The 26,663-nt window shown below is 71.5% G+C and carries 20 protein-coding genes and 1 tRNA gene; 13 read left to right on the top strand and 8 right to left on the bottom strand.

Annotation, left to right across the window (positions count from 1 at the left end; genetic code table 11):
• Positions 1 to 15: 15 nt before the first annotated feature.
• The 3 genes from ACO0M4_RS22480 to ACO0M4_RS22470 all read right to left on the bottom strand — a co-directional run bounded on the left by ACO0M4_RS22480 (position 16) and on the right by ACO0M4_RS22470 (position 6,352).
• Positions 16 to 1,035 carry a cellulose-binding protein gene (locus ACO0M4_RS22480; RefSeq protein ID WP_430372700.1) on the bottom strand — a complete coding sequence of 340 codons (1,020 nt, stop codon included), beginning with the start codon at positions 1,033 to 1,035 and terminating at the stop codon, positions 16 to 18.
• A 905-nt stretch (positions 1,036 to 1,940) separates the two neighbouring features.
• Positions 1,941 to 4,637, bottom strand: a complete 2,697-nt coding sequence (locus ACO0M4_RS22475; RefSeq protein WP_430373896.1) for an SUKH-4 family immunity protein — start codon at positions 4,635 to 4,637, stop codon at positions 1,941 to 1,943.
• 707 nt (positions 4,638 to 5,344) lie between these two features.
• A complete protein-coding gene (locus ACO0M4_RS22470; protein ID WP_390024768.1) occupies positions 5,345 to 6,352 on the bottom strand; it encodes an HNH endonuclease in 1,008 nt (335 codons plus the stop codon).
• A gap of 297 nt (positions 6,353 to 6,649) precedes the next feature.
• On the opposite strand from ACO0M4_RS22470, the gene ACO0M4_RS22465 reads away from it, so the two are divergent.
• Both ACO0M4_RS22465 and ACO0M4_RS22460 read left to right on the top strand, forming a co-directional pair.
• Positions 6,650 to 7,183, top strand: a complete 534-nt coding sequence (locus ACO0M4_RS22465; protein ID WP_430372698.1) for a YwqJ-related putative deaminase — start codon at positions 6,650 to 6,652, stop codon at positions 7,181 to 7,183.
• An 8-nt stretch (positions 7,184 to 7,191) separates the two neighbouring features.
• On the top strand, positions 7,192 to 7,737 hold the full coding sequence (locus ACO0M4_RS22460) for an SUKH-3 domain-containing protein (protein ID WP_430372697.1): 546 nt from the start codon (positions 7,192 to 7,194) through the stop codon (positions 7,735 to 7,737).
• 115 nt (positions 7,738 to 7,852) lie between these two features.
• Here ACO0M4_RS22460 and ACO0M4_RS22455 read toward each other — a convergent pair whose 3' ends face one another.
• Positions 7,853 to 9,286, bottom strand: coding sequence for a sensor histidine kinase (locus ACO0M4_RS22455; protein ID WP_430372695.1), 1,434 nt, complete (start codon positions 9,284 to 9,286; stop codon positions 7,853 to 7,855).
• A 154-nt stretch (positions 9,287 to 9,440) separates the two neighbouring features.
• On the opposite strand from ACO0M4_RS22455, the gene ACO0M4_RS22450 reads away from it, so the two are divergent.
• The 6 genes from ACO0M4_RS22450 (at position 9,441) to pth (ending at position 14,588) form a co-directional block, all read left to right on the top strand.
• The gene (locus ACO0M4_RS22450) at positions 9,441 to 10,304 is read left to right on the top strand and encodes a hypothetical protein (RefSeq protein WP_430372693.1); all 864 of its coding nucleotides are present in this window, start codon (positions 9,441 to 9,443) and stop codon (positions 10,302 to 10,304) included.
• Between the two features lie 29 nt (positions 10,305 to 10,333).
• Positions 10,334 to 10,405 (top strand) — tRNA-Gln (locus tag ACO0M4_RS22445).
• Positions 10,406 to 10,525: 120 nt separating this feature from the next.
• A complete protein-coding gene (gene glmU / locus ACO0M4_RS22440; RefSeq protein ID WP_430372691.1) occupies positions 10,526 to 12,013 on the top strand; it encodes a bifunctional UDP-N-acetylglucosamine diphosphorylase/glucosamine-1-phosphate N-acetyltransferase GlmU in 1,488 nt (495 codons plus the stop codon).
• A gap of 73 nt (positions 12,014 to 12,086) precedes the next feature.
• A complete protein-coding gene (locus ACO0M4_RS22435; RefSeq protein WP_390024756.1) occupies positions 12,087 to 13,061 on the top strand; it encodes a ribose-phosphate diphosphokinase in 975 nt (324 codons plus the stop codon).
• A 190-nt stretch (positions 13,062 to 13,251) separates the two neighbouring features.
• Positions 13,252 to 13,839 carry a 50S ribosomal protein L25/general stress protein Ctc gene (locus tag ACO0M4_RS22430; RefSeq protein WP_430372689.1) on the top strand — a complete coding sequence of 196 codons (588 nt, stop codon included), beginning with the start codon at positions 13,252 to 13,254 and terminating at the stop codon, positions 13,837 to 13,839.
• A gap of 158 nt (positions 13,840 to 13,997) precedes the next feature.
• Positions 13,998 to 14,588, top strand: coding sequence for an aminoacyl-tRNA hydrolase (gene pth, locus ACO0M4_RS22425; RefSeq protein ID WP_430372687.1), 591 nt, complete (start codon positions 13,998 to 14,000; stop codon positions 14,586 to 14,588).
• A gap of 93 nt (positions 14,589 to 14,681) precedes the next feature.
• Here pth and ppc read toward each other — a convergent pair whose 3' ends face one another.
• Complete coding sequence (gene ppc, locus ACO0M4_RS22420; RefSeq protein WP_430372686.1) at positions 14,682 to 17,447, bottom strand: phosphoenolpyruvate carboxylase; 2,766 nt, start codon at positions 17,445 to 17,447, stop codon at positions 14,682 to 14,684.
• Between the two features lie 264 nt (positions 17,448 to 17,711).
• Here ppc and ACO0M4_RS22415 point away from each other — a divergent pair, with 264 nt between their 5' ends.
• Together ACO0M4_RS22415 and ACO0M4_RS22410 are read left to right on the top strand one after the other, a co-directional pair.
• Positions 17,712 to 18,734: an acyl-CoA desaturase gene (locus ACO0M4_RS22415; protein ID WP_430372685.1), complete on the top strand. Its 1,023-nt coding sequence runs from the start codon at positions 17,712 to 17,714 to the stop codon at positions 18,732 to 18,734.
• A gap of 7 nt (positions 18,735 to 18,741) precedes the next feature.
• Positions 18,742 to 19,431 (top strand): TetR/AcrR family transcriptional regulator, encoded by a 690-nt coding sequence (locus ACO0M4_RS22410; RefSeq protein ID WP_430372683.1) that lies wholly within the window; start codon positions 18,742 to 18,744, stop codon positions 19,429 to 19,431.
• Between the two features lie 347 nt (positions 19,432 to 19,778).
• Here ACO0M4_RS22410 and ACO0M4_RS22405 read toward each other — a convergent pair whose 3' ends face one another.
• Positions 19,779 to 20,600: a trans-aconitate 2-methyltransferase gene (locus ACO0M4_RS22405; protein ID WP_430372682.1), complete on the bottom strand. Its 822-nt coding sequence runs from the start codon at positions 20,598 to 20,600 to the stop codon at positions 19,779 to 19,781.
• A gap of 202 nt (positions 20,601 to 20,802) precedes the next feature.
• On the opposite strand from ACO0M4_RS22405, the gene ACO0M4_RS22400 reads away from it, so the two are divergent.
• The 3 genes from ACO0M4_RS22400 to ACO0M4_RS22390 all read left to right on the top strand — a co-directional run bounded on the left by ACO0M4_RS22400 (position 20,803) and on the right by ACO0M4_RS22390 (position 24,403).
• On the top strand, positions 20,803 to 21,300 hold the full coding sequence (locus tag ACO0M4_RS22400) for a MarR family winged helix-turn-helix transcriptional regulator (RefSeq protein WP_430372680.1): 498 nt from the start codon (positions 20,803 to 20,805) through the stop codon (positions 21,298 to 21,300).
• A 65-nt stretch (positions 21,301 to 21,365) separates the two neighbouring features.
• Positions 21,366 to 22,187 (top strand): SDR family NAD(P)-dependent oxidoreductase, encoded by an 822-nt coding sequence (locus tag ACO0M4_RS22395; RefSeq protein ID WP_430372678.1) that lies wholly within the window; start codon positions 21,366 to 21,368, stop codon positions 22,185 to 22,187.
• A 161-nt stretch (positions 22,188 to 22,348) separates the two neighbouring features.
• Positions 22,349 to 24,403 carry a beta-galactosidase gene (locus ACO0M4_RS22390; protein ID WP_430372677.1) on the top strand — a complete coding sequence of 685 codons (2,055 nt, stop codon included), beginning with the start codon at positions 22,349 to 22,351 and terminating at the stop codon, positions 24,401 to 24,403.
• 30 nt (positions 24,404 to 24,433) lie between these two features.
• On the opposite strand, the gene ACO0M4_RS22385 is transcribed toward ACO0M4_RS22390, so the two are convergent.
• A complete protein-coding gene (locus ACO0M4_RS22385; RefSeq protein ID WP_430372675.1) occupies positions 24,434 to 25,216 on the bottom strand; it encodes a LuxR C-terminal-related transcriptional regulator in 783 nt (260 codons plus the stop codon).
• 242 nt (positions 25,217 to 25,458) lie between these two features.
• Positions 25,459 to 26,634 (bottom strand): galactokinase, encoded by a 1,176-nt coding sequence (gene galK, locus ACO0M4_RS22380; protein ID WP_430372674.1) that lies wholly within the window; start codon positions 26,632 to 26,634, stop codon positions 25,459 to 25,461.
• Between the last annotated feature and the right edge of the window lie 29 nt (positions 26,635 to 26,663).

Raw genomic sequence — 26,663 nt, 5'->3', positions numbered from 1 at the left:
CTAACCAGCCGCGGCCTAACGCCGCCCCTGGCCACCCCGGTCCACCCGCGGCAACTCCGTCTCCACCGTCTGCTCACTGTCCGGATCCGGCCCCCGGTCCGCACCCGAACCCGAACCCGTCGCCGCCCCAGCACCCGCCCCCGAAGCCACACCGGAACCGGAACCAGCCCCCTCACCAGACCCCGCGCCAGACCCCGACCCCGACCCCGACCCCGAGAACTCCGCCGGGTCCTTCCCCGTCAACGCCGCCAGACTGTTGCGCACATGCGTCATGTGGACCCGGACCTCCTCGCGGGCCTCATCGTGCTCCCGCACGATCCGCTCGGTTGTCCGCTCGATCCGCTCCACCTCGACCCTGGCCTGCGCCAACAGCTCCGCCGCCTGCGCCTCGGCGTCCTCCATCCGGTGCCGCGCGGCCTCCTCGGTCTCCGCCGTCAGCCGCCGCCGCTCGGCCATCACCGCCTCCCCGTGGGCGTCCAACTCGGCGACCCGCTGGTCCATCTCGGTCTCCAGGCGCGCGAGTTCCCGCTCCAGGGCGTCCCACTCCTCGGCGTGCCGGGCCTCCTGGTCCTTCAGCAGCCGCTCGGTACGCCGCCGGGTCTCCGCCAGTTCCGCCGCAGCCTCCGCCCGCAACTGCTCGGCCTCCTGGACAGCCGCCGCCACCAGCTCCGCCGCCTCGTCAGCCGCCGCCTTCTCCGTATGCCGGGCGTCCTCCTCCACCTCCGTCCGCAGCCGCTGCGCCGCCTTGTCCGCCGCGTCCTGGACGTCCTGCGCGTAGTCGGCCGCATCGTCGTGCGCCTGCTCCGCGTCCGCCGCCGCCTCGGACCGCAGCCGCGCCGCCTCGGACTCCGCCGTCGTCAGAATCAGCCGCGACTGCTCACCGAGGGACTCGTAGGTCTGCTCCGGCAGCTGCGTCACATAGGCCCGCAGTTCGCCGAGTTCGGCCTCCATCTCGTTGGCCAGAACGGTCAACCGGGCGGCACGCTCCCAACAAGAGTCGCGGTCGATCGAGAGCCCCTCGACACGCCGGTCCACGTCCTCCGGGCGATAACCGCGCCCTCGTACGGTCTCGAACCCGTGAGGCGAAACCGAAGTACTCATCCCTCAAGCCCCTCTCCGCTGCGCACAGCAGTCGCGCGGACCCGCAAACTTCCGCACAGTCCCGCGCACATCTTTCTGGATCGGCCCGAAGCGGTTCCATCACGACACTCCGCCCATTCCTTCCCACAAGGATGCGTCATTTGCCACCAGAAGCCGGAATTGGATCTTCGCCCGCGAGGGGGGTTTGCCATCCCCCACGTTGCCGAGGCGAGCAGACCCACCGCGGGAGCAGCGGATCCACCCCAGGACGGGGCAGTTCCACCGCCGGACGGGGCAGCTTCACCCGAGGAGGGGACAGGTTCGTTACGGGAGGGGCGGGTTCGTCACGCGGGGGAAGGTCCGCTATGCGAGGGGGCAGGCCCGCCGCCGGGGACAGCCGGCTTCGCCGCCGGCCCGGGCAGGCTCGTCGACGCGAGATGGATTCGCCGCCGGGGGCACCTCACACATACCGCCGGTCACACATACCGCCGGCCCCTGACGGCCAGCTGCCACGCACCGCCACCGCGGCGCCGGGAGGCGGTTCCACAGCCCGCCCGCACGCCGCTCAACAGTCGCCCGCTCGACAGTCGGCCACCGGCCGTCGCCGCTCGGCGGTCGGCGGGGCGGCAACCAGCAACCCACCTTGGGCACCCGCAGGCCCGCCGCGGCTCACCACCTCGCCGCACGCCCACCGCGCCACGCCGTGCCGCCCCGCCGCCGCCTCCTCCTCATTCCGGCAACGATTACGGAGCGTGAGGCATTCCCTACTCCATTACGGAGTGTAATCGACGGGTTGGTGCGGCGGTAGACCCGAACCACCGCACCCCCACCGCGGGACACCGCAGGCCGCCGTGGAACGCCTACAACAACCCGTCCCACATCTGTTCCAGCAGGACGGACCACCACGTCTCCGGCGACCCCAGCGCCGGCGGGTCCAACGCCACCAGCTGCGCCTGGAAGTCCACCGTCCAGCGGCCGGCCTGCTCGGGCGTCAACCCGTACCGCAGGCGCCACATCCGCCCCAGCATCGCCAGGCACCGCACGAACTCCGGCAGCCCGCTGTTCACGAACTGCGGCGCGACGGACTGCCCGCCGGGCCCGGCCTCCAGTGGGACCGTCACGATGTTCGCGGTCCCGTACTGGACGCACAGCTGACGGCCGAAGTCGTTGCCCATCACCAGATACGAGCCCGCATCCGGTGCCGGCTGCACCATCCGTTCCGCCGCCAGCTCCGCCAACGTCGGCACCGGACGCCCCGGCTGCGCCTGCGCCCAGAAGAACGGCCCGAAGTCGACCGGCAACCCGGCCCACACCAGCGTCTGCGCAACGACATCCGGCACGCCCTGCCGGGAGACCGCCCGCTGCTCGAAACGGAAGATCCCCTGCGGCCCGAACGCCTGCTCCAGCTCGTGCCCGATGGCCTGCGGCGGCACCGGAGGCACCGGCTGCACCTGCGACGGATGCGGCAACGGCGCCCGTACCGGCGCGGGCCGCGCCGGCCCATCGGCGACCTGGTGCAGCTCGCCCTGATGCTCGATCAGGTGCCGGACGCCCTGCTGGCGCGAAGCGTGGTCCTTGCCGTACGCGGCGGTGTGGCTGATCCGCACCTGCGGCCAGGTCTCCCGGATCATCCGCGCGCAGTAGCCACCGGGCAGATCGCAGCACTCCAGCTCGGTGTGCAGCTCCACCACCTGCTGCGGCGGGACGTTCATCCCGCGCAGTTCGTGCAGCAGTTGCCACTCCGGATGCGGCGTACCCGGCGCCGAGCGGCGCACGATCTTCTGCTCGCTGCCGTCCGGCGCACGGTAGCTCAGGACGGCCATGTAGCCGGGGCCGACGGTCGGCTGGCCACTGGGCGCCTGCGGGTAGCCGTACGCACCGGGCGCACCCGGCCCCCCAGACACACCCGGCCCTCCAGGAACACCCTGCCCAGGCGGAGCCCCCTGCCCTACGGGAGCACTTTGCCCTACGGGACCCGGCACACCGGGGCCCGGCACACCGGGCGGACCCGGCGGCGGACCGGGCTGCGCGGGCGGGGCCATCGGCGGAGCCGGCGGCATGCCGGGACCGGCGGTCGGCGGCATGCCCGGCCCCCCGGACAGCGCGGCACCGTCCGCGAACATCGTGGCCGCGGCATGCACCCCGCCCCCGGCACCGGCACCACCCTGCGGAACGGACGGCGGAACGGACGGCGGAGCAGGCGGCAGAGGCGGGCCGTCCTGGCCACCAGGGCCGGGGCCGGCGCCGGGACCGGGAACGCCCGGGGCACCGCCGGACTTACCCGACGCCCCCAGGGGCTTCGGCGCGCCCAACGGGCCGGGAGGCGGCGGCGGAGGCATACCGGGACCACCGGAAGCACCCGGTCCCCCAGAAGGACCGGGCCCGCCAGGACCACCGGCGGCGCCACCCGGGCCGGGCGCAGCGGCTTGCAGGGCCGCGCCGTCCGCGAGCATCGTCGCCGCGGCGTGCACCCCACCCCCGGGACCGCCCCCGGGGCCACCCGCGCCAGCACCAGCACCAGCCGTACCAGAACCGCCGATACCGGACGCACCGCCCATACTGCCTGCACCACCCGAACCACCGGTGGCGCCGGCGCCGCCGGAGCCCCCACCGGGGCCGTCCACGGCACTCAAGTCCAGTGCGGAAGCGTCCAGTTGGGACACCAGCTGGGTCGGTACGTAACCACCGGCCGGCGCACCGGCAGCGACCGGGCCCGGGGCCGGTGGCGGGGCCGCCGGACCGTCGGCGGGACGCGCGTCGGCCTTCTGGGTCTCGGCGGCCGCGACCGCCTCCGGGTCCAGCCGTCCGCCGTCCCGGCCCGCGCCGGGAATTCCGGGCGTGCCAGGGGGAGGCGGCGGGCCGCCGGCGTTGCCGGGCAGCGAGGAACCGGCCGCCGGCATCGTCGCCACGGCGTGCACGCCCCCGCCGGGGCCACCCTCGGACGGCGGGGCCGGCGGAGCCTGCGGCACCACACCGGGCGGCGGCGGTACGTCGGCGATCGGCGCCCCGGTCGGCGGCGGCAGGTCGCGCAGGGCGCCCGGCGCCGTGGACGGCATGGACGGCGCGGGCGGAGCCGGCGGCACACCGGGCGGCATGGGCGGCATCGGCGGCGGCGAGGACGGCATCGGGGGCAGCCCACCGGGACCGCCGGGACCGCCGGGACCGCCGGCGCCTGACTGGCCCTGGCCGGGCACGTCGGGCGACGGCGGGGGCAGCGCGGGCGAGATCTTCGTACGCGGCAACTGGCTTCCGCGGTGCAGCAGTTCGGTCTTGGCGTCGGGCCGCACCCGCGGCGTCGAGGGGGTGTCCTCGTCATCGGAACCGGCTAGCGGCGGCGCGAACACCGTCTGCGGCGGCGCCACCGAACGGTCCTCGCCGTTCCCGCCCGCGGTGGTGTCCGCGGCGGCCCACGGCGTGTCGTCAGCCGCAGCGGGGACGGGGGAGGACGAAGAAGAGAAGGAAGGGGAAGGGGAAGGGGAAGGGGAAGGGGAAGGGGAAGGGGAAGGGGAAGGCTGCGACGAGGACGGGAACACGGAAGGATCCGGGTCAGGATTCAGGCCCGGGTCCGGGTCCGCGTTCACGCTGACGTCGGCCCAGGCATCCGCGGGCGCGGCCCCCGAGCCGGCCACGGCCGACTGCTCATCGGACGCGCCCCCAGCAGCCCCAGCCGCCACCACCCCCGCAGCCACCCCATAACCAGCCCCGGAAGCCGAGCCAGAACCGGAATCGGAACCGGAACCAGAACCAGCGGAATCAGCAGCACCGGCACCAGAAGCAGCCCCGACCCCAGCCCCAGACTCAGGCGCAGCCCCAGCCCCAGCCCCAGAAGCGCCACCGCCCCCGCCCCTGCCATCCGTCCCCTTCCGGCCGGCGAGTCCCATCGCGTCCGCCGCCTCCTGCAACCACTCCGGCGGCGTCAGCAGGAACGACGTGGCTTCCAGGTCGATCCGCTGCGGCGGCTCCGCCGCCTCGTACCCGGCCTCCGCCGCCGCGCCGTACTCCTCCTCGTAACGGCGGATCACCTCGCCCACCGGCAACCCCGGCCACAGCGTCGTCTCCCCGCTGTCCCGGGCGATCACCAGCCGGCTGCGGCCGCCCTCACCGGCCCGACCGTCACCCTCCCGGTCCTCCCGGTCCTCGGCCCACGCCACGAAGCCCAGCGCGAACTCCCGTACCCGCACCTCGCGGTGGAACGTGGGCGACACCTCGCCGTTGACCCACCGCTCGGCGCGCTCCTGCGCCTGTGCGAACGTCACCACTGCACTCAGCCCCCCACCGGCACGGCGTACGCGAAGCCGCCGTCCACCATCAGGTTCGCCACGGTCTCCAGCTCCGGCGGATTGCCCGCCAGCCGCAGGAGGAAGTCATCGAAGTCCACACCACACGGCAGCATCAGCCGCTCCACCCGCTCCTGCACCGACCACCCGTCCTGATCGCGGGCGTCGTCGTACGGACAGAACCACACCGAGCCCAGTGCCTCGCCGCGCACCTTCACCGCGACCACCCCGCCCTGTGCGAACGCCACACCCAGATAGTCCTTGGTGAAGTGATCCCGCAGGCACTTGTTCACGTAGACGAGATCGTTGACCGCGGCGTCGTCGCGCACCGCGAAGAACGGCTGGTCGACCAGGAGGCCCAGCTCCGCGTCGAGCGCCGCCCCCACCGGCGCGCACCCGCCCGCCGCCTTCAGGAACGACCGGTACGCCCCCGGCAGCCGGTAGCCCAACGCCTCCTCGGCCTGTGCCACCTGCTCCTCGGCCACCGCCAGCTCCCGCCGTGGCAGTCCGAAATGCACCGGCCGGGTCTCCTGCAAGGGCCGCGTCCCCCGCTTGTCGTGCGCCACCGCCGTCGTCGCCAGCCCCGCGTGGTGCCGCAGCAACGCCTTCACCTCGACCGGGACCAGCTCCATCCGCCGCGTTCCCGCCACGTGGTGCCAGGTCCAGCCATGCGGCGTCGCCACCGCCGGCACGTCTATCCACAGCTCGTGCCCCTGCGCGTGCAGCGCCGCATTCGCCGACACGAAGTCCGTCAGCCGCAGCTCATCGACGCCGAAGCCCTCCGGCGGCTCGGCGATCTCCGCCGCCGCCCGGGCGTACGGCGAGAAGTCCGGGAAGCCGTTCCCGTCCATCCGCACCCCCGCCGGATACCGCGCGGCACGCACCGGATCCGGGAAATGCACGACCTGCCCGGCATAGGCCGAGTTCGGTGGCACGGGACGTCCTCCGGCCTGGAGGCCGGGATGCGCCCCCAGCCCTTGCCGACCTGTCGTCATCGCGGTTGCCCCCTGGCTGAAGCTGGCTTTGGGGCACAGCCTATGCGGTGCCGCAACACCCTCCACCGCCCCCGCCCGCAGCGCACGTCAGCCCCGCGACACACCCGCGTCACCCCCCGCCCCGCACCCCCCGGCGCCACCCGACCGCACCCCGCCGACCAGGCCCGTTACCAGACGACCGACAGACCGTCACACCTCAGTGACATCCCCGACAGCGCGCCCGACTACCGCAACACCCAGCACATTTGGCAATCTGACCTCCGCAACCAGGGGGATTGCAGGGAGGGAAGCACCACCATGAGCGCCACCGCACACCACACGACCACCACCGGCGACCCCCGCGCCACCGGTGACCCCCGCATCGGCTGGAGCGGCACCGCGGACGCCGACCGCGCGCCCGCCCTCCGCCACCGCCGCGACGGCATCCTCCCCACCATCGGCGCCGCCCTGTCCGTACGCGGACAAACCCTCACCTGTACGGCGAGCAAAGCCGAACAGCCCCCCACCCTGCACCCCCTCGTGCAGGACTTCCTCGACACCCTCACCACCGCACAACGCGACCGCTTCACCGGCCGCTGCCCCGAAGCGGTCCTCCTCTCCCGCCACCTCCTCGCCGTCGAGGCCAACCGCGGCAAGCGCGCCTCCCGCAAACCCCTCACCAACGGCGAAGCCCGCCGCTCCCTGAAACACTCCAAGATCACCGCACGTCACATCCGCGAGGACGGCGACCCCCAGCACGGCAGCTACGCACCCCCCTGCCGCTCCTGCGACGCACTCCTCGCCCACTTCGGCGTCATGCCCATCGGGGCCACGACGCCCCAAGGGAGCTGACCGCCACCATGCCGCCCACCCCCACCCACGACGACCCGGGATCCACCCGCTTCCCCGCCGCCGTCGACATCGCCCTGCAGAACGCCGGCTGGCAACCCGGCCGCTGGGACATACAGCAGGCCGAACACTGGGCCGACGCCCTGGGCACCCACACCTCGCCCGCCGGCCACCGCCACACGATCTTCCCGGCCGCCGTCGAGGCATGGGCCGAATTCGGCGGCCTGTCCATCGCCGGCCCCGGCCCCGGCCGCCACATCGCCCCCACCCCCTTCGTCATCGACCCCCTCCTCGGCCTCCACCTCGCCCGCACCCTCGGCGACCTCGGCCGCGCCCTCGACACCCACGTCGCCCCCCTCGGCCAGGAACAACTCCCCGACACCAAGGCGACCCGCGGCAGCACCCACCCCCAGGCCACCCTCGCCATCGACACCGAAGGCCGCGTCTACAGCCTCGACCACACCGGCGACTGGTACCTCGGCCCCGACCTCGACCAAGCCCTGGGCACCCTCATCCTGGGCACCCGCCCCAGCCGCCTGACCGTCTCCGGCGACTGACGCGACACCCGACGCGACCTGCGACGCGGCGCACGGGGAAACGCACCCGCAGCGGACCGCAAACGGGCACCGCCAGCCCCGAGGCACCGTCACCGACACCCCCGGGGCACCGGCCTCAGGCCGCCGCCCCCACCGGCACCACCGCCGACACCCGGAAACCCCCCGCCTCCGTCGGCCCGGACACGAACACCCCGCCCAGCGCCGTCACCCGCTCCCGCATCCCCACCAGACCGTTCCCCCCGCTCGGCAGCCCGGCATCCGTCGCGTCCCGTTCCGACGGACCGTTCTCCACCTGCACCGCCACCTCACCGGCCCGATGCGCCAACCGCACCCGCGCCCGCGCCCCCGGCGCATGCTTGTGCACGTTCGTCAGCGCCTCCTGCACCACCCGGTACACGGTCTGCTCCACCCGCGCCGCATACCGAGGCGCACCGACGACGCCCACCGCGACCGGCTCCCCGTCGCCACCGTGCACCGAGAACTCCACCGCCATCCCGGCCACCCGGGACTGCTCCACCAACGCCCCCAGCTCCCCCAGCCACGGCCCGTCGCTCTCCAGGTCCGCGCCACCCGCCGGCCCCCCGGCCGCCCCCGCAACGGCACCCGCCGGCACGTCCGCGACACCCTCCGCCGCCTGCCGCGACACCCGCGACGCCACCGCCGCCAACCGCTCCGGCTCATCCGAACCCACCGGCCCGCGCACCGCCGCACCGTCCGCCGTACGCAGCACCCCCAACATCTCCCGCAGCTCCGTCAGCGCCTGCCGCCCCATGTCCCCGACCAGACCGGCGTTCCGCGACGCCTTCTCCGGGTCCTTCAACGCCACCGCCTGCAACGCCGCCGCGTGCACCACCATCAAGCTCACCCGGTGCGCGACCACGTCGTGCATCTCCCGCGCGATCCGCGTCCGCTCCTCGTTACGGGCCCACTCCGCCCGTTCCTCGGCCCGATCCGCCAGCAGCGACAGCTCCCGCTCCAGACCGTCCGCCCGCTCCCGCAGGCTCACCACCAGCCGCCGCCGCGCCCCGACGTACAACCCCCACAACACCGGCGGAGCCGTCAGCACCAGCCCCACCGCCAGTGCCATCACCGTCACGAACCACACCGGCGGATGGAACTCCGGCTGCCCCGCCACGTCCTGCCGCATGCTGAAGAACGTCGTCACCACGGTGCCGACCACCGTCATCCCGGCCAGCAGCCCTATGATCCGCCGCGGCACGTCCGACGCCGCGAGCGTGTACAGCCCCACCACGCTCAGCAGCCCGCCCATCTCCGCGGGCATCACGGCGATCGACGTCAGCACCACCGCCACCGGCCACCGGCGCCGCACCAAGAGCACCGGCCCGGCCACCAGACCCAGCAGCACCCCCGCCACCACCGGTATCCCCGACGAGTGCGCGAACGGCACCCCCTCGGCCATGCACTCCACCATGGACACCAGGGCGAGCAGCACGTCCAGTACGACACTCCGCCGCCGCGCCCACCACCAGGGACCGCCCCCCGGCCTCCCTCTCGCGGCCACGCTCTCACTTGCCCCCGTTGCGGTCATACCGACCAGCGTACGGGCGCCGGCCCGCCTTCCCCGGGCCCGCTCTCACCACACGTTCAGCCCGTTACCAACCCTTACGGCCAGTTATCGCTCGAACTATTGAATCGCTCGCATTTTCGCCCTTCACCCACCCCACCCCCGCCAGCCTGTTCCCATGACGCACACCCATCCACCCCACCCCCACCCCGACTACGAAGCCTTACGCCCCCAAGCCGTCGCCCTCCGCCACGCCGGCCTCAGCCGCCGCCAGATCCGCGACCGGCTGCACATCCACAACAACGACGTCCTCAACCGTCTCCTGGAAGGCGTTCCGGTCCCGGAGTGGACCAAGCGCCCCAACGCCAAGGACGACGTACGCGCGCAGGCCCGCGAGCTGCGCAAGCAGGGCATGACGTACGACCAGATCCAGCTCGAACTGGGCTGCTCGAAGAGCTCGATCTCGCTGTGGGTACGGGACCTACCGAAGCCGGAGCGGCGCCCCGCGTCGGAGCAGGCCCGGATCGCCGGCCGCAAACGCTGGGACCACGAGCTGGCCGTGCGAGACGAGGAACGCCAGCGGACCAAGGGCGCGGCGACAGCGGAGGTCGGCGCCATGTCCGACCGGGAACTGCTCTTCGCCGGGGCAGCGCTGTACTGGGCCGAGGGCACCAAGGACAAGCCGTACGCCCGGCGGGAGTACGTCGTCTTCGTCAACAGCGACCCCGGTGTGATCCAGGTCTTCCTGTCCTGGCTGCGGCTGCTCGGCGTCGAGCCGGAACGCCTGCACTACCGCGTGATGATTCATGTCACTGCGGACGTGGCGGCAGCCGAGCGCTACTGGGCCGGTCTCGTGGGTGTCGACGTCTCCGCGCTCCAGAAAACGACGATCAAGAAGCACAACCCGAAGACCGTCCGCAAGAACACCGGAGAGGGCTACTACGGCTGCCTGGTGATCCGCGTGTTGCAAAGCGCTGACCTATACCGTCGCATCGAAGGCTGGTGGTACGGCATAGTGTTGGGTGCCAAGCGGGCAGCCTGACGGAATGTCCGGTTTACGCCGGCTTGCACTCCCCTATGGTGTAATTGGCAACACGGGTCACTTTGGATGATTTGTTCCAGGTTCGAGTCCTGGTAGGGGAGCAGAGCAAACTGCGGGTCCTGACCAGCCGGTCAGGACCCGCCCTCGTTTCCTCAGCAAAACGCCCCGGTATCCTTCGGATGACCACCACCCGAAGTAGCCAAGAAGCCGAAGGGCATCCCGTGAGCGCCAACCGCCCGGCCGCCGTCGTCGTTCTCGCAGCGGGTGAGGGCACCCGCATGAAGTCGACGACCCCCAAGGTCCTGCACGCGATCTGCGGCCGATCCCTCGTCGGACACGTCGTCGCCGCATCCCGCGAGCTGGACCCCGAACACCTCGTCGTGGTCGTCGGCCACGCCCGCGAGCAGGTGCAGGAGCACCTCGCCGCGATCGATCCCGCCACCCGCAGCGCCGTGCAGCACGAGCAGAACGGCACCGGCCATGCCGTCCGCACGGCGTTGGAGGAGCTGAGCGGCGACGGCATCACACTGGACGGCACGGTCGTCGTGGTGTGCGGTGACACTCCCCTGTTGACCGGTGAGACGCTGCGGCAGCTCAGCGAGACGCACGCCGCGGACGGCAATGCCGTGACCGTGCTGTCGGCCGAGGTGCCGGACGCGACGGGCTACGGGCGGATCGTGCGGGACGGGGCGTCCGGCACGGTGACCGAGATCGTCGAGCACAAGGACGCGAGCGAGGCGCAGCGGGCCATCCGGGAGATCAATTCCGGGGTGTTCGCGTTCGATGCGCGGTTGCTGGTCGATGCGCTGGGCAAGGTGCGTACGGACAACAGCCAGGGTGAGGAGTACCTCACGGACGTGCTGGGGATTCTGCGGTCGGCGGGGCACCGGGTGGGTGCCGCGGTGGCGGCGGACCACCGGGAGATCCTGGGGATCAACAACCGGGTGCAGCTGGCGGAGGCCCGACGGCTGCTGAACGCGCGGCTGTTGGAGCGGGCGATGTTGGCCGGTGTGACGGTGGTCGATCCGGCGTCGACGTGGGTTGATGTGTCGGTGACGTTCGAGCAGGACGCGACGGTGCACCCGGGGACGCAGTTGCTGGGGTCGACGCATCTGGGGTCGGGGTCCGAGGTGGGGCCGCAGTCGCGGCTGAAGGACACCGTCGTGGGTGCGGGGGCGTCGGTGTCGTTCACGGTGGCCGATGGTGCGGAGGTCGGGCCGGAGGCTTCGGTGGGTCCGTATGCGTATTTGCGTCCGGGGGCGGTTCTGGGTCTGAAGTCGAAGGCCGGAACGTTTGTCGAGATGAAGAATTCGCAGATCGGTGAGGGTACGAAGGTGCCGCATCTGTCGTATGTGGGGGATGCGACGATCGGCGAGTACACCAATATCGGTGCGGCGAGTGTTTTTGTGAACTACGACGGTGAGGCGAAGCACCACACGACGGTCGGGTCGCATTGCAAGACGGGCTCGGACAACATGTTTGTGGCGCCTGTCACGATCGGGGACGGCGCGTACACCGCGGCCGGTTCGGTCATTACCAAGGATGTGCCCCCGGGTTCGCTGGCGGTCGCGCGTGGCCAGCAGCGGAACATCGAGGGTTGGGTCGCGCGCAAGCGGCCCGGGAGCGCCGCCGCGCAGGCCGCTTCGTCCGTTCATCAGGATGTGGAGTCGGGTCAGGGGTCCGGCCGGAAGTCCGAGGGTGAGCGGTGACTGTGCCAACGGGTGCGCCGTGCGGGGCGTACGGTGATGAGCGCATGCAAACTGTGATGCAAGGAGATTTGCTGTGACCGGGATCAAGACGACCGGCGAGAAGAAGCTGATGCTCTTCTCCGGCCGCGCCCACCCCGAGCTTGCCGAGGAGGTCGCGCACCAGCTGGGTGTGGGCCTGGTCCCGACGAAGGCTTTTGACTTCGCGAATGGCGAGATCTATGTCCGCTATCAGGAGTCGGCGCGTGGCGCTGATTGCTTTTTGATTCAGAGCCACACGGCTCCGATCAATAAGTGGATCATGGAGCAGCTGATCATGCTTGATGCGTTGAAGCGGGCTTCGGCCCGGAGCATCACCGTGGTCGTGCCGTTCTACGGGTATGCGCGTCAGGACAAGAAGCACCGTGGGCGTGAGCCGATTTCGGCGCGGCTGATCGCGGATCTGATGAAGACGGCGGGCGCGGACCGCATCGTCACGGTGGATCTGCACACGGATCAGATCATGGGCTTCTTCGACGGTCCGGTGGATCACCTTTTCGCGCTGCCGGTGCTGGCGGATTACGTGGGCGCGAAGGTGGACCGGAACAAGCTGACCGTGGTGTCTCCGGATGCGGGTCGGGTGCGGGTGGCGGACCGGTGGTGTGACCGGCTGGGTGCGCCGCTGGCGATCGTCCACAAGCGGCGGGACAAGGACGTGGCGAATCAGGTCACGGTCCATGAGGTCGTCGGTGATGTGAAGGGCCGGGTGTGTGTCCTGGTCGACGACATGATCGACACCGGTGGCACGATTTGCGCGGCGGCTGAGGCGCTGTTCGCCAATGGTGCGGAGGACGTGATCGTGACGGCGACGCACGGTGTGCTGTCGGGTCCGGCGGCGGATCGGCTGAAGAATTCGAAGGTGAGCGAGTTCGTGTTCACGAACACGCTGCCGACGCCTTCGGAGCTGGAGCTGGACAAGATCACGGTGCTGTCGATGGCGCCGACGGTCGCGCGGGCGATCCGTGAGGTGTTCGAGGACGGTTCGGTGACGAGCCTGTTCGACGAGCAGTGAGCCGGCGGTCGGCGGTGGCCGACTAGATCGACTTTGGGGCGGCCTTTGTCGCCGGGTAGACTCTTGGAGTTGCTCGGCGAGGGAGGCCGCCTCTTTGTGGCGGTTGTCCGTTATCGACGCGCTCTTCGTAGCAGGTCTGTCGTGGGCCGGGTGACGTCCCGCAGATTCTTTTCAGATACGAGGAGCTGGCATGGCTGAGATCAAGCTTGTCGCTGAGGCCCGGAACGACTTCGGTAAGGGTGCGGCGCGTCGTCTGCGTCGTGAGGCGAAGGTTCCCGCGGTCATTTACGGCCACGGTGCGGAGCCGAAGCACGTGGCGGTCGACAGCCACGCGCTGATGATGGCGCTGAAGACCTCGAACGCGCTGATCCGCCTTGAGGGCGAGGGCACCGACGAGCTGGTGATCCCGAAGGCGGTGCAGCGTGAGGCGATCCGTCGCTTCCTGGTGCACGTGGACTTCCTGGCCGTGACGAAGGGCGAGAAGGTCTCCGTCGAGCTGCCGATCCAGACCGAGGGCGAGCTGGCCCCGGGTGGCAACCTGCTGGAGCACCTGCTCAACGCGCTGCCGGTCGAGGCCGAGGCGACCCACATCCCCGAGTCCGTGACCGTGTCGATCGCGGGCCTGGACGCCGGTCACACCGTGCTGGCCAAGGACATCGCGCTGCCGGCGGGCGTTTCGCTGGCGGTCGAGGAGGACGCCGCGGTGCTGCAGGTCGTTGCGGCGCAGGCGGAGGCTCCGGCCGAGGGTGCTGCCGAGGGTGAGGGCGCCGAGGGCTGAGTCCAGCTCCGGTAGTTTTCTGGTCCAGCCGCTGTCCCGCGCCGTCAGGTGTCGGGCCGGCGGTTGGACTGTTTTGCTTTCATTGGGTTTTTCGTTTTCACCGGTCCGGTTCCCGGGGTGCGCGGTTTCCTCGGGATGCACAGCAAGGAGACACGCAGATGTCGGACGCAGACAGCCCCTGGCTGGTGGTGGGGCTGGGTAATCCGGGTCCGGATTATGCGGGGAATCGCCACAATGTGGGGTTCATGGTGGCGGATCTGCTGGCGGAGCGGATGGGGGGCCGTTTCAAGGCGCACAAGGCGCGGGCTCAGGTGGTGGAGGGGCGTTTCGGTCCGCCGGGTCCGTTGAGCCGTCGGGTGGTGGTGGCGAAGCCGATGTCGTTCATGAACCTGTCGGGTGGGCCGACGACGGCGTTGCGGGATTTCTACAAGGTGCCGGTGGCCAACATCGTTGCGGTGCATGACGAGTTGGACATTGAGCACGGGGCGTTGCGGCTGAAGCTGGGGGGCGGTGACAACGGGCACAACGGGCTGAAGTCGATCACGAAGTCGTTGGGTGCGGAGTATCACCGGGTGCGGTTCGGGATCGGTCGGCCGCCGGGGCGGATGCCGGTGGCGGATTTCGTGTTGAAGGATTTCTCGTCGGCGGAGCGCAAGGAGTTGGGGTACTTCGTGGACCGGGCGGCGGACGCGGTGGAGGCGTTGGTCGTGGAGGGTCTGGAGCGGGCTCAGTCGACGTACAACTCGTGAGGGGTCTGCGGTGCCGCTCGGCATCGGGTGTGACGACGGCGGGGCCGTCCGGAGGGTGTTCCGGGCGGCCCCGCCGTGGTGTGGGTGGGTGGGTCAGCCGGTGTTGCGGAGGCCGGCGGCGACGCCGTTGACGGTGAGGAGCAGGGCGCGGGAGAGCAGTGGGTCGGGTTCCTGTCCGGCGGTGGCTGCGTCGCGCTGGCGCTTGAGGAGGGAGACCTGGAGGTAGGAGATGGGGTCGAGGTAGGCGTCGCGGACGTGGAAGGTCTGCTTGAGCACCGGGTTGGAGTCGAGGAGTTCGTGCTCGCCGGTGATGCGGAGGACTTCGGCGACGGTGAGTTCGTGTTCGGCCTTGATGGTGGCGAAGACGTGCTGGAGGTCGTCGGGGACGAGGGTGTCGACGTAGTGCTGGGCGATCCGCAGGTCGGTCTTGGCCAGCGTCATTTCGACGTTGGAGAGGAAGTTGCGGAAGAAGTGCCAGTGCCCGTGCATTTCGTCGAGGACGCTGCCGAGGCCGGCTTCGCGGGCGGCCTTGAGGCCGGTGCCGACGCCGAACCAGCCGGGGACGATCTGGCGGGACTGGGTCCAGCCGAAGACCCACGGGATGGCGCGGAGGCCGTCGAGGCCGGCGCCGGAGTCGGGGCGGCGGGAGGGCCGGGAGCCGAGGTGGAGTTCGGCGAGCTGGTCGACGGGGGTGGAGGCGAAGAAGTAGGAGGGCAGGTCGGGGTCTTCGACGAGGTGGCGGTAGGCGCCGTGGGCGGCGTCGGAGACGGTCTCCATGGCGGCGTCCCAGCGGGCCAGGGCCTCGTCGGACTGGCGGGGTGCGGTGTGCAGGGCGGATGCCTGGAGGGTCGCCGCGACGGTCAGTTCGAGGTTTTCCCTGGCGAGTGAGGGGACGAGGTACTTGTCGGAGATGACCTCGCCCTGCTCGGTGACCTTGATCTCGCCTTCGAGGGTGCCGTAGGGCTGGGCGAGGATCGCGTCGTGGGAGGGGCCGCCGCCGCGGCCGACGGTGCCGCCGCGGCCGTGGAAGAGGCGGAGGCGTACGCCGTGGCGGTGTGCGACGTCACGGAGCAGGCGTTGGGCGCGGTGGATCTCCCACTGGCTGGTGGTGATGCCGCCGAACTTGGAGGAGTCGGAGTAGCCGAGCATGACCTCCTGGACGTCGCCGCGGAGGGCGACGAGGCGGCGGTAGGAGGGGTCGGAGAGCATGTCGTCGAGGAGCTGGTCGGCGATCTTCAGCTCGTCGGTGGTCTCCAGGAGGGGGACGATGCCGATCTTGGCCCAGCCGGCGTGCAGGTCGATGAGGCCGGCTTCGCGGGCGAGGACGGCGGCGGCGAAGACGTCGTCGGAGCCCTGGCACATCGAGATGATGTAGGACTCGATGACCTCGGGGCCGAAGGTCTTCTTGGCCTTGCGGATGGTGCGGAAGACGCCGAGGGTCTTGGCGCCGGCTTCGTCGAGGGGCGGCGGGGTGGGGGCGAGCGGCCGGCGCGAGCGGAGTTCCTTGGCGAGGAGCTTGCGGCGGTAGTCGCGGGGCATGTCGACGTAGCGCCAGGATTCCTCGCCGAGGCGGTCGAAGAGCTGGCCGAGGGCGTGGTGGTGGGCGTCAGCGTGTTCGCGGACGTCCATGGTGGCGAGCTGGAGGCCGAACGCGCCGATGGTGCGGAGGGTGCGCTCCAGGCGGCCGTCGGCGATCAGGCCGCCGCGGTGGGCGCGCAGCGAGGTCTGGATGAGGGTGAGGTCGTCGAGGAGTTCGCTGGTGCCGAGGTAGTCGCGGCCGGGGACGTGGGGGGTGTCGCTGGCCAGGCGCTCGCGGGTGTTGAGGAGCTTCTGGCGGATGCAGGTGGCCTTGAGGCGGTAGGGCTCTTCGCTGTTGAGGCGCTTGTAGCGGGGGCTGATCTCGGGGAGGAGGTCGAGGTCCCGCTGGAGGGAGGCCAGGAGTTCGTCGGTGGCGCCGCAGTTGCGGATGGAGTTGGAGAGGGCGCCGCGGAGTTCGTCGACGTGTTCCAGGGCGTCGGTGATGCCGTGTTCGTGCTGGAGGATCAGGACGTCCCAGGTGACCTGGGGGGTGACGTTGGGGTTGCCGTCGCGGTCGCCGCCGATCCAGGTGCCGAAGGTGAGGGGGCGGGTGCCGGCGGGGAGTTCGGTGCCGGCGCGTTCGAGTTCGGCGGCGAGGTCTTCGAGGACGTCGCCGACTGCGCCGCGGCCCAGTTCGTCGAGGTAGTAGATGGCGTTGCGGGCCTCGTCGGTGGGCTCGGGGCGGGCCACGCGGAGTTCGTCGGTCTGCCAGATCAGGTCGACGTTCTCGGCGAGGCGGAGGTCGATGCGGCGGCGGTCCGTGGGGTCGGTGCGGTCCAGCAGTTCGGCGATCTTGCGGAGCTTGGTGAGGACGGAGCGGCGGGCGGCCTCGGTGGGGTGGGCGGTGAAGACGGGGCGGACGCCGAGGTTGCGGGCGGTTTCCCGCAGGTGCTGGGGGTCGGCGTCCTTGAGCATGTCGGCGGTGCGGGCGAGGATGCCGCCCTCGGCGGCGCGTCGGGTGCGGAGTTCCCGGCCGCGGTGGACCTGCTCGGTGACGTTGGCCAGGTGGAAGTAGGTGGAGAAGGCGCGGACCAGCTTGGCGGCGGTGACGAGGTCGGTTTCGCCGAGGAGCCGGGCGGCGGCCTCGCCGTCGGAGCGGGTCAGGGCGCGAACCTGTTCGACGAGGTCGAGGAGGTCCTGGCCTTCCTGCCGGACGAGGGTTTCGCCGAGGAGGTCGCCGAGGCGGCGGATGTCGGCGCGCAGGGCTCCGTTGTCGCCGGAGGTGGCCTGGGCGGTTCCGGGGGTGGCGGTCTCGGCGGGGGTGTTGTCGGCACTGCTCACAGGTGCGGCTCCTTGCAAGGGATGGTGCAGTCATTGAGCACGTCTGGGCGGGGTGCGGACCGCGCTGTCCGGCGTCCCCAGGATAGGTCTGCCCGTCGTCCTGGAATCACACCGTCCGCAGGATGGGCATCGGGGGTGGAGGGCCGGGGGTGGGGGCCTGTCACGGCCTTGCCGGGGGTGGTGTCGCTGCCATACTTACGAGACCGTAGGTTACGGTCCCGTAGGCCGTAGCCGTGCCCCCGAGCCCCCGACGAGGGACACCACATGACCGCTGGTCCGAAAGCCGTGGAAGAGTCACCGATGCCACGCGACACTCCCGCTGGTTCTTCTGCCGCCTCCGCTCTGCCGTCCGCGACGTTGGGCGGTGAGCAGCGCAGGTCGCTGGAACAGATCACCCTGTTGTTGTTCATCACCGTGCCGTTCCTGGCCTTGGTCGCGGCGGTGCCGCTGGCCTGGGGCTGGGGCGTGAGCTGGCTGGATCTCGGGCTGATGACGGCGATGTACTTCATCGGTTGTCACGGCATCACGATCGGTTTCCACCGTTACTTCACGCACGGTGCGTTCAAGGCGAGGCGTCCGTTGCGGATCGCGCTCGCGATCATGGGGTCGATGGCGGTGGAGGGGCCGCTGGTCCGCTGGGTCGCCGATCATCGCAAGCACCACAAGTTCTCCGATGCGGACGGTGATCCACATTCGCCGTGGCGGTACGGGGAGTCGATCCCGGCGCTGATGAAGGGCCTGTGGTGGGCGCACATCGGCTGGATGTTCGACGAGGAGCAGACCTCGCAGCAGAAGTACGCCCCCGATCTGGTCAACGACCCGGCGATCCGTGCGGTCTCTCGCCAGTTCGTGCTGTGGACGGTGGTGTCGCTGCTGATTCCGCCGCTGGTCGGCGGGGTGGTGACGTGGTCCTGGCAGGGTGCGCTGACCGCGTTCTTCTGGGGTTCTCTGGTGCGGGTGGCGCTGCTGCATCACGTCACGTGGTCGATCAACTCCATCTGTCATGCGGTGGGCAAGCGCCCGTTCAAGTCCCGGGACCGGTCCGGCAACGTGTGGTGGCTGGCGGTGCTCTCCTGTGGTGAGTCCTGGCACAACCTGCACCATGCCGATCCGACCTGTGCGCGGCATGGGGTCATGAAGGGCCAGGTGGATTCCAGCGCCCGGCTGATCCGCTGGTTCGAGCTGGCCGGCTGGGCGCATGACGTGCGGTGGCCGACCGCGGCGCGGATCGATGCCCGACGCAAGGACGGCTCCCGAGGCGAGGGGAAGTCCCCGCTGGGGGCATGATTGACGGGTGGCGATCGACAGCGCGAGCAACGGCAGTAAGGGAAAGTCCTCCGGGTCTCCGTCTTCGGGGGGCCGGCGGGCCCGTCGGGTGCGGATGACCGGTGCGGAGCGCCGTGAGCAGTTGCTGGACATCGGCCGCACGTTGTTCGCCGAGCGTGGTTACGAGGGCACGTCGGTGGAGGAGATCGCGGCGAAGGCCGGGGTTTCCAAGCCGGTGGTCTACGAGCACTTCGGCGGCAAGGAGGGCCTGTACGCGGTGGTCGTGGACCGTGAGATGCGGCAGCTGCTGGACATGGTGACCGGTGCGCTGACCGCCGGCCATCCGCGGGAGCTCCTCGAACAGGCGGCGTTCGCGCTGCTCGACTACATCGAGACGTTCACGGACGGTTTCCGGATCCTCGTCCGTGATTCGCCGGTCGCCCAGTCGACTGGCACCTTCGCGTCGCTGATCAGCGATATCGCCACGCAGGTCGAGGACATTCTCGGGCTGGAGTTCAAGGCCCGTGGCTTCGATCCGAAGCTGGCACCGCTGTACGCCCAGGCCCTGGTCGGCATGGTGGCGCTGACCGGCCAGTGGTGGGTCGACGCCCGCAGGCCGAAGAAGGCGGAGGTGGCGGCGCATCTGGTGAACCTGGCATGGCACGGGCTGGGGAATCTGGAGCCCAAGCCGCGGCTGATAGGTCACCGGAAGAACTGAGCGGCAGCGCCGGGGGGCGGGCCGGTGGGGGCTCGGTGGAAACGGTTCGGGACGGCCGCGGACCGGGCGGTCGGTTGGCGTTCCCGCCGGTGCGCGTGGCGTCCTCGGACGGGACGGGTCAGACGACGGCGAGGTTCGGGCGGTTCGCGCTCGCCGCGTGAGTGCGTCCTTCGGCGGCTTGGTCGGCTTGGTCGGCTTGCCGAACGGGACGCCCGGTTCGGTGTTTCCTCCTTCGGGGCGGCGCGGCAGCCCGCGCCGGCCTCGAACCAGCAGCCTTCTCCTGCCTCCCCAGGCCGGCGGCGAGCTGGATGTGGTCGAGGCCGGTGCTCATTGCGGAGCGCCCGGGGTCAGACGGTGAGTTTCTGGGCTACCGCGAAGATGCGGCGGAACGGGAAGACCGTGCCGTGGCGACCGGTCGGGTAGACGCGGCGGAGGGCGTCGCGGTATTCGATGAGGAAGGCGTCACGGGCCTCCGGGTCGTCTTCGAGGGCGGTGAGAACGGGGCGGAGGGCCGTGCCCTTGACCCAGTCGAGGACCGGGTCGTCGCCCTGGAGGAGCTGGACGTAGGTGGTTTCCCAGGCATCGGTGGTGCAGCCGAGGTCGGTGAGGCGTTCCAGGTAGTCGGCGGGGTCGAGGATGTGGACGAAGCGGCGGCCGTGGGAGTCGAAGCGGTGGCGCCATTGCGGGGAGTCGCACAGTTCGCCGAGGAGGGCGTGGCTGGGCGAGGTGAAGTTGCCGGGGACTTGGAAGGCGAAGGTGCCGCCGGGGGTGAGGGAGTCGATCCAACGGGGGAAGGAGTCCGGGTGGTTGGGGACCCATTGCAGGGCCGCGTTGGAGACGATCAGGTCGTAGGGCTCTTCGGGGGTCCAGTCGGCGGCGTCGGCGGGGGCGAAGTCGAGGTGGCCGCCGCCGGGGGTGGGGCCGGCGTAGGACTCGGCTTCCTTGAGCATTTCGGGGGAGTTGTCGAAGCCGGTGATGTGTGCGTCCGGCCAGCGGTCGGTGAGTTGGACGGTGACGTTGCCGGGGCCGCAGCCGAGGTCGGCGATGCGGGCGGGCCGGTCGGGGCGGGGCAGTTGTGGTATCCGGGCGAGGAGGTCGTAGAAGGGGCGGGTCCGGTGGCCGGTGTGGTGGAGGTACTGCTGGGGATCCCAGGTTGGCGCGTCGTGCATGTTCGATAACCCCTCTGCTGATGCAGGGCCGACACGGTTTTTGTTGTGCAGCCGGGCGAACGGTCTCCGATCGAGTTCTGGCCATCTCGGGCGGATTCCCTGCTGCGCCCACGATGCCCAGTAGTCCAGGAAAATATATCTCGACATCAAGAAGCTCGCCATCAAGAGACTTTATATCGACAGACCCTTTACACTGATCGCCATGGAGGACGAGGTCGATCGACTGGTCGCAGCATGGCGCCGCGAGCGCCCGGACCTCGACGTGGAGCCGCTTGAGGTCCTCAGCCGCGTCTCCCGGCTGGCCAGACACCTCGACCGGGCCCGCCGCCTGGCGTTCACCGAGGTGGGTCTGGAGCCCTGGGAATTCGACGTACTGACCGCGCTGCGGCGCGCCGGCGCGCCCTACCAGCTCTCCCCCGGCGCGCTGTTGACGCAGACCCTGGTCACCTCCGGCACGATGACCAACCGCATCGACCGGCTCGCCAAGAAGGAGTTGGTGGAGCGGCTGCCGGACCCCAGCGACCGGCGCGGGGTACTGGTCCGGCTGACCGCCAAGGGCCGCGACAAGGCCGATGAATCGCTGGCCGGACTGTTGACGCAGGAGCGCGCCATCCTCGCCGAGTTGTCGCGGCAACAGCGCCACGAATTGGCCGGTCTGCTGCGTCGACTGACCGGACCGTTTGACAACGTGCCAGGTTAGGTCCATACGGCGCCGGCGCCGGTGTGGTCTTGCCGGGCCGCCCCGGGGTGGGCTTGGATCACCGCATGAGCCAGCAGGAGACCGGAGGGACGGGTTCGGTGCCCGTCGGGCCGTACGGCAGCGGGGGCAGGCGCGGGCGGCGGTTTGCGGGGCGGACGGTGCTGGTGACCGGGGCCGCCGGGGGCATCGGCGCGGCGACCGCGGACCGGCTGGCGGCCGAGGGGGCCGCGGTGCTGCTGCTGGACGTCGACGACGCCCGCGGGGAGCGCACCGCGCGGCGGATCCGGGCGGCCGGCGGACGGGCCTCGTACGAGCACTGTGACGTGGCCGGCGAGGACGACTGGGGGCGGGCCATCGCGGCGGCGCACACCCGGTACGGGCCGGTGGACGGGCTGGTCAGCAATGCGTACCTGCCGCACGTGGCACCGGCCGACCAGACGTCGCCGGCGGAGTGGGACCGGCAGCTGGCGGTGAATCTGACCGGGGCGTTCCTGGGCGTCCGGGCGGTCCTCGCGGACCTGCGGGCGCGGGGAGGAGCTGTGGTGCTGACGTCGTCGGTGCATGCGCTGGTGGGACTGCCGGGGCGGCCGGCGTATGCGGCGTCCAAGGCGGGACTGACCGGGCTGGGGCGGCAGTTGGCGGTGGAGTACGGGCCCGAGGTGCGGGTGAACTGCGTGCTGCCGGGGCCGGTGCTGACCGGGGCGTGGGAGGGCATCGGCGAGGAACAGCGGCGGGCGAGCGCGGCGGAAACCGCGGCGCGGCGGCTGGGTCGGCCCGAGGAGGTGGCGGCCGCCATCGCGTTCCTGCTGTCCGGTGAGGCGTCGTTCGTGACCGGGGCCAGCCTGGTGGTGGACGGCGGATGGAGCGTGTACAAGAACTCCTCGTGAGGCACACCTGTGGTGGGGCGGCGCTCCGGGAGCGGTTGCGGCGCGGGCGGTGCCCGTGCCGTGGCGCCGGGTGCTGCCCCTAGGGCCTGTCCGACCCTGATCCACCGGACCGGCCCCAGCTGCGCGGCGTCTTTCATCCCGTATGCGAGCCAGGGGGTCCGATGGGCATCCGATTCGGCGGCGACTACAACCCCGAGCAGTGGCCGGAGGAGGTGTGGGCCGAGGACCTGGAGTTGATGGGGGCGGCGCATGTCTCCATGGTCACGGCCGGGATCTTCTCCTGGGCGAAGGTCGAACCCCGGCCCGGGGAATGGGACTTCGGGTGGTTCGACCGGGTGATGGACGGGTTGGCGGGGGCCGGGATCGAGGTGTGTCTGGCGACGATGACGGCGTCGCCGCCGCCGTGGTTGAGCCGTGCGCACCCGGAGATCCTGCCGGAGGGGCCGGACGGGCGGCGTCGTTGGCCGGGTGGGCGGCAGCACTTCTGCCCGTCCAGTGCGGTGTTCCGGGCGCACGCCGTGCGGCTGGTGGAGCAGGTGGCGACCCGGTACGCGGACCATCCGGCGTTGGCGATGTGGCACGTGGGCAATGAGTTCGGGTGCCACACCCGGCAGTGCTTCTGCGCGGTGTCGGCGGCGGACTTCCGGCGGTGGCTGAAGGAGCGGTACGGAAGTGTGGCGGCGCTCAACGACGCCTGGTCGACGTCGTTCTGGTCGCAGGCGTACGGGGATTTCGCGGAGGTGCTGCCGCCGCGGACCGCGCCGACGTTCGCCAATCCGGCGCAGCAGTTGGACTATCTGCGGTTCAGTGACGCGGCGCTGCGGGCGTGCTATCTGGCGGAGCGGGCGGTGCTTGCGCGGCTGACGCCGGGGGTGCCGGTGACCACCAATCTGATGCCGCAGCACAAGCCGGTGGACGCGTTCGGTTGGGCGCCGTCGATGGATGTGATGGCGCTGGACTTCTACCAGGATCCGCAGGTGCCGGACGACCACGTCCGGGCGGGCTATGTCTTCGACCTGATGCGGTCGGCGCGGGACGGGCAGCCGTGGCTGCTGTTGGAGCAGGCGCCGGGTGCGGTCAACTGGCGGCCGCGCAACGGGCCCAAGCCGCCCGGGGCGATGCGCTTGTGGAGCTGGCAGGCGGTGGCACAGGGCGCGGATGCGGTGCTGTTCTTCCAGTGGCGGCAGTCGTTGGGCGGGGCGGAGAAGTTCCACTCGGCGATGGTGCCGCACGGGGGGACGGACACCCGGATCTTCCGTGAGGTGTGTGCGTTGGGGCGGGAGTTGGCGGCGGTGCCCGGGATCGAGGGGGCCCGGTCGCGGGCGTCTGTGGCGCTGGTGGCGGACTGGCCGAGCTGGTGGGCCTTGGAGCTGGATTCCCGACCGTCCACCGCGCTGGAGCACGCGCGGATCGCGTTGGCGCACTACCGGCCGCTGTTCGAGGCGGGGGTGGCGTGTGATGTGGTGCCGCCGGGGCGGGAGTTGTCGCGGTACCGGATGGTGGTGGTGCCGAACCTGTACCTGGTGACGGAGCGGGACGCGGCGCGGCTGGCGGCGTACGTGCGGGGCGGTGGGCGGCTGGTGGTGTCGTTCTTCTCGGGGATCGTCGATGCCTGCGACCGGGTGCATCCGGGCGGCTATCCGGGGCCGTTGCGGGAGCTGCTGGGGCTGCGGGTGGCGGAGTTCTGGCCGTTGGCCGAGGGGCGGTCGGTGGCGGTGGGGAGTGGGGGTACCGCCCTGGTCGAGCGAAGCCGAGAGCTTGGGGGAGCGTACGAGGGGCGGGCGGACCTGTGGTCGGAGGAGATCGTGGTGCAGGGGGCGGAGGTGGTGGCGCGGTTCCTGGACGGTGAGCTGGCCGGGCAGCCGGCGGTGACCCGGCACGACTACGGGCGGGGCACGGCGTGGTACGTGGGCACCCGGCTGGAACCGGCGCTGCTGCGGGCCCTGTTGGACGAGGTGCGGGCGGTGGCGGGGGTGGCGCCGGTGGTGCCGGGGCTGCCGGCGGGGGTGCAGGCGGCGGTGCGGGAGGGCGCCGGCGGCCGGTACCTGTTCCTGCTCAACCACGGGGGTCGGGCGGTGGACGTGGCGTTGCCGGAGCCGATGCGGGACGCGCTGGCGCCCCGGGCGGCGGCGGTGTCGCGGGTGGGGCTGGCCGCCCGGGGCGTGGCGGTGCTGACCGGTCCGGGACGGGAGGGCGGTGGGGGCGCCGCGGGGTGATCCGTCCGGGGTGTCGGGCCGGGCCGAGGGTCAGGGCACGGTGAGCGGTCCGGCGGTGGCCGGTTCGAGTTCGGCGGGGCCGACGCCGGCCCGGCGGGCCAGGGCGACGGCGGCGAGGGTGGAGTGCACGCCCAGTTTGCCGAGCACGTTCTGCATGTGGGTGCGGACCGTGTGCGGGGAGAGGAAGAGTCGCTCGGCGACCGCCTTGCGGCCCAGGCCGGCGACCATGCAGCGCAGCACCTCGCGTTCGCGCGGGGTCAGGGACTCCACCAGGCGTTCGCTTTCGGTGCGGTGCTTGCGGGCCGCGGTCAGTTCCCTCAGGACGCCGGTGAGCAGGGCGGGCGGCAGGTGCGTCTCGTCGCGGAGGACGCCGCGGATGACGGCCAGCAGCCGGGAGAGGGAGGAGTCCTTGGCGACCCAGCCGGAGGCGCCGGCCTGGAGTGCCGCGGCGGCGCGGCGCGGGTCGTCGCGGTCGGCGAGGACCACGGTCCGCAGGTACGGGTGGCTGGTGCGCAGGCCGGAGACGAGTGCGATGCCGTCCAGTGGGCAGCCGCGGGGCGGGCCCTCGCGGGGCGGGCCGTCGCGGGCGGGCCCTTGGGGCGGCACGGCGAGGAGCGGTGCGGCCAGGTCGGCGTCGGCCAGCAGGACGTCGAAGCGGCGGCCGTCGGCGGCGGCCCGGTCGAGTGTCCGCAGGGCCGCCGGGGCGCTGCCCGCCGCGGCGACGTCCACGTCCACCTCCGCGGCCAGTGCGGCCGCCAGGGATTCGGCGAAGATGCGGTGGTCGTCGACCACCAGAACCCGGATTCGTTGCACAGAGACCCCCTGTCTCGGTGAACGGACCATAGCGGGCACGGCGCTCGGATTGAAGATCGCCTCGGCCGCGCGGCGGACACCGCGGGTCGGTGGCCACCCGCCCCGGGCGCGGTACCCGAACGGTCTCGCCCCCTGATCGGCGCCGGCCCCCACCGGCGCTGGTGACAGCGTACGGACGGGGTGCGTCGGGGGAAGGTGATTGACGAAAGTGGCCGGGGAACGGGGTGGCTGCGCAAAGCCCGCTACGGCTCCAGGCGGTGGGCGCCGGGGCCGGGGACGGCCGGGAAGATCCGCGGTGGGGTGTGTCCGGCGGTGGCGAACGCGGTGTGCAGGGCGTGGGTGACGGTGGGTGCGGCGTCCGCTTCGACGAGGACGAGCGCCGAGCCGCCGAAGCCGCCGCCGGTCATGCGGGCGCCGAGGGCGCCGGCGGCGTTGGCGGTGTCGACGGCGAGGTCGAGTTCCGGGCAGGAGATCTTGAAGTCGTCGCGGAGCGAGGCGTGTCCGGCGGTGAGCAGGGGGCCGATGGCGCGGGGGTGGCCAGCGTCGAGGTGCGCGACGGTCTGTTCGACGCGGTGGTTTTCGGTGACGATGTGACGGACGAGGGCTTGCACGACCGGGTCGTTGCCCAAGGCGTCGAGGGCTTCGGGCAGATGCGCGTACGGGATGTCACGCAGCGCGTGCACGCCGAGCGCCCGCGCGCCACGTTCGCATCCGGCGCGTCGCTCGGCGTATGCGCCGTCGCCGAGTTGGTGGCGGACGCGGGTGTCGACGACGAGGAGGCGCAGTCCTTCCGCGGCCAAATCGAACGGGACGTGGCGGCGGGTGAGGTCGCGGGTGTCGAGGAAGAGGGCGTGGCCGGCGGTGCAGCAGGCGGCGGCGGTCTGGTCCATGATTCCGCAGGGCACGCCGACGTAGGCGTTCTCGGCGCGTTGGGCGAGGCGGGCCACTTCCTCGCGGGGCAGGCCGAGGCCGTACAGGTCGTCGAGGGCGAGGGCGGTGGCGACTTCCAGGGCGGCCGAGGAGGAGAGGCCGGCGCCGAGCGGGACGGTGCTGGTGTAGTGCAGGTCGGCGCCGCCGATCGGGAGGCCGGCTTCCCGCATCGCCCAGACCACGCCGGCGGGGTAGGCGGCCCAGCCCGCCCCGGTGGCCGGCGGGTGGAGGTCGTCGGTGTGGAGTTCGACGATGCCGCCGGTGGCGCCGGCGGAGTGCAACCGCAGCACCCCGTCGGTGCGGGGGGCTGCGGCGGCGATGGTGGTGTGCGGGAGGGCCAGGGGCATCACGAAGCCGTCGTTGTAGTCGGTGTGTTCACCGATGAGGTTGACCCGGCCGGGGGCTGCCCAGGTGCCGGTGGGCTCCGCCCCGTACACCGTGTGGAAGGCCGCCGCGGTGCGGGCCGCGCCGTGCTCCGTGTCTGTCACGTGGACTCCTTCGTGCTGTCCCGGCCGGG

Source organism: Streptomyces sp. RGM 3693 (assembly GCF_050471125.1).
In the GTDB taxonomy this organism is placed as follows: domain Bacteria; phylum Actinomycetota; class Actinomycetes; order Streptomycetales; family Streptomycetaceae; genus Streptomyces.
Note: the sequence above shows the minus strand (reverse complement) of the source record. Positions and strands in the feature narration are given on the sequence as shown.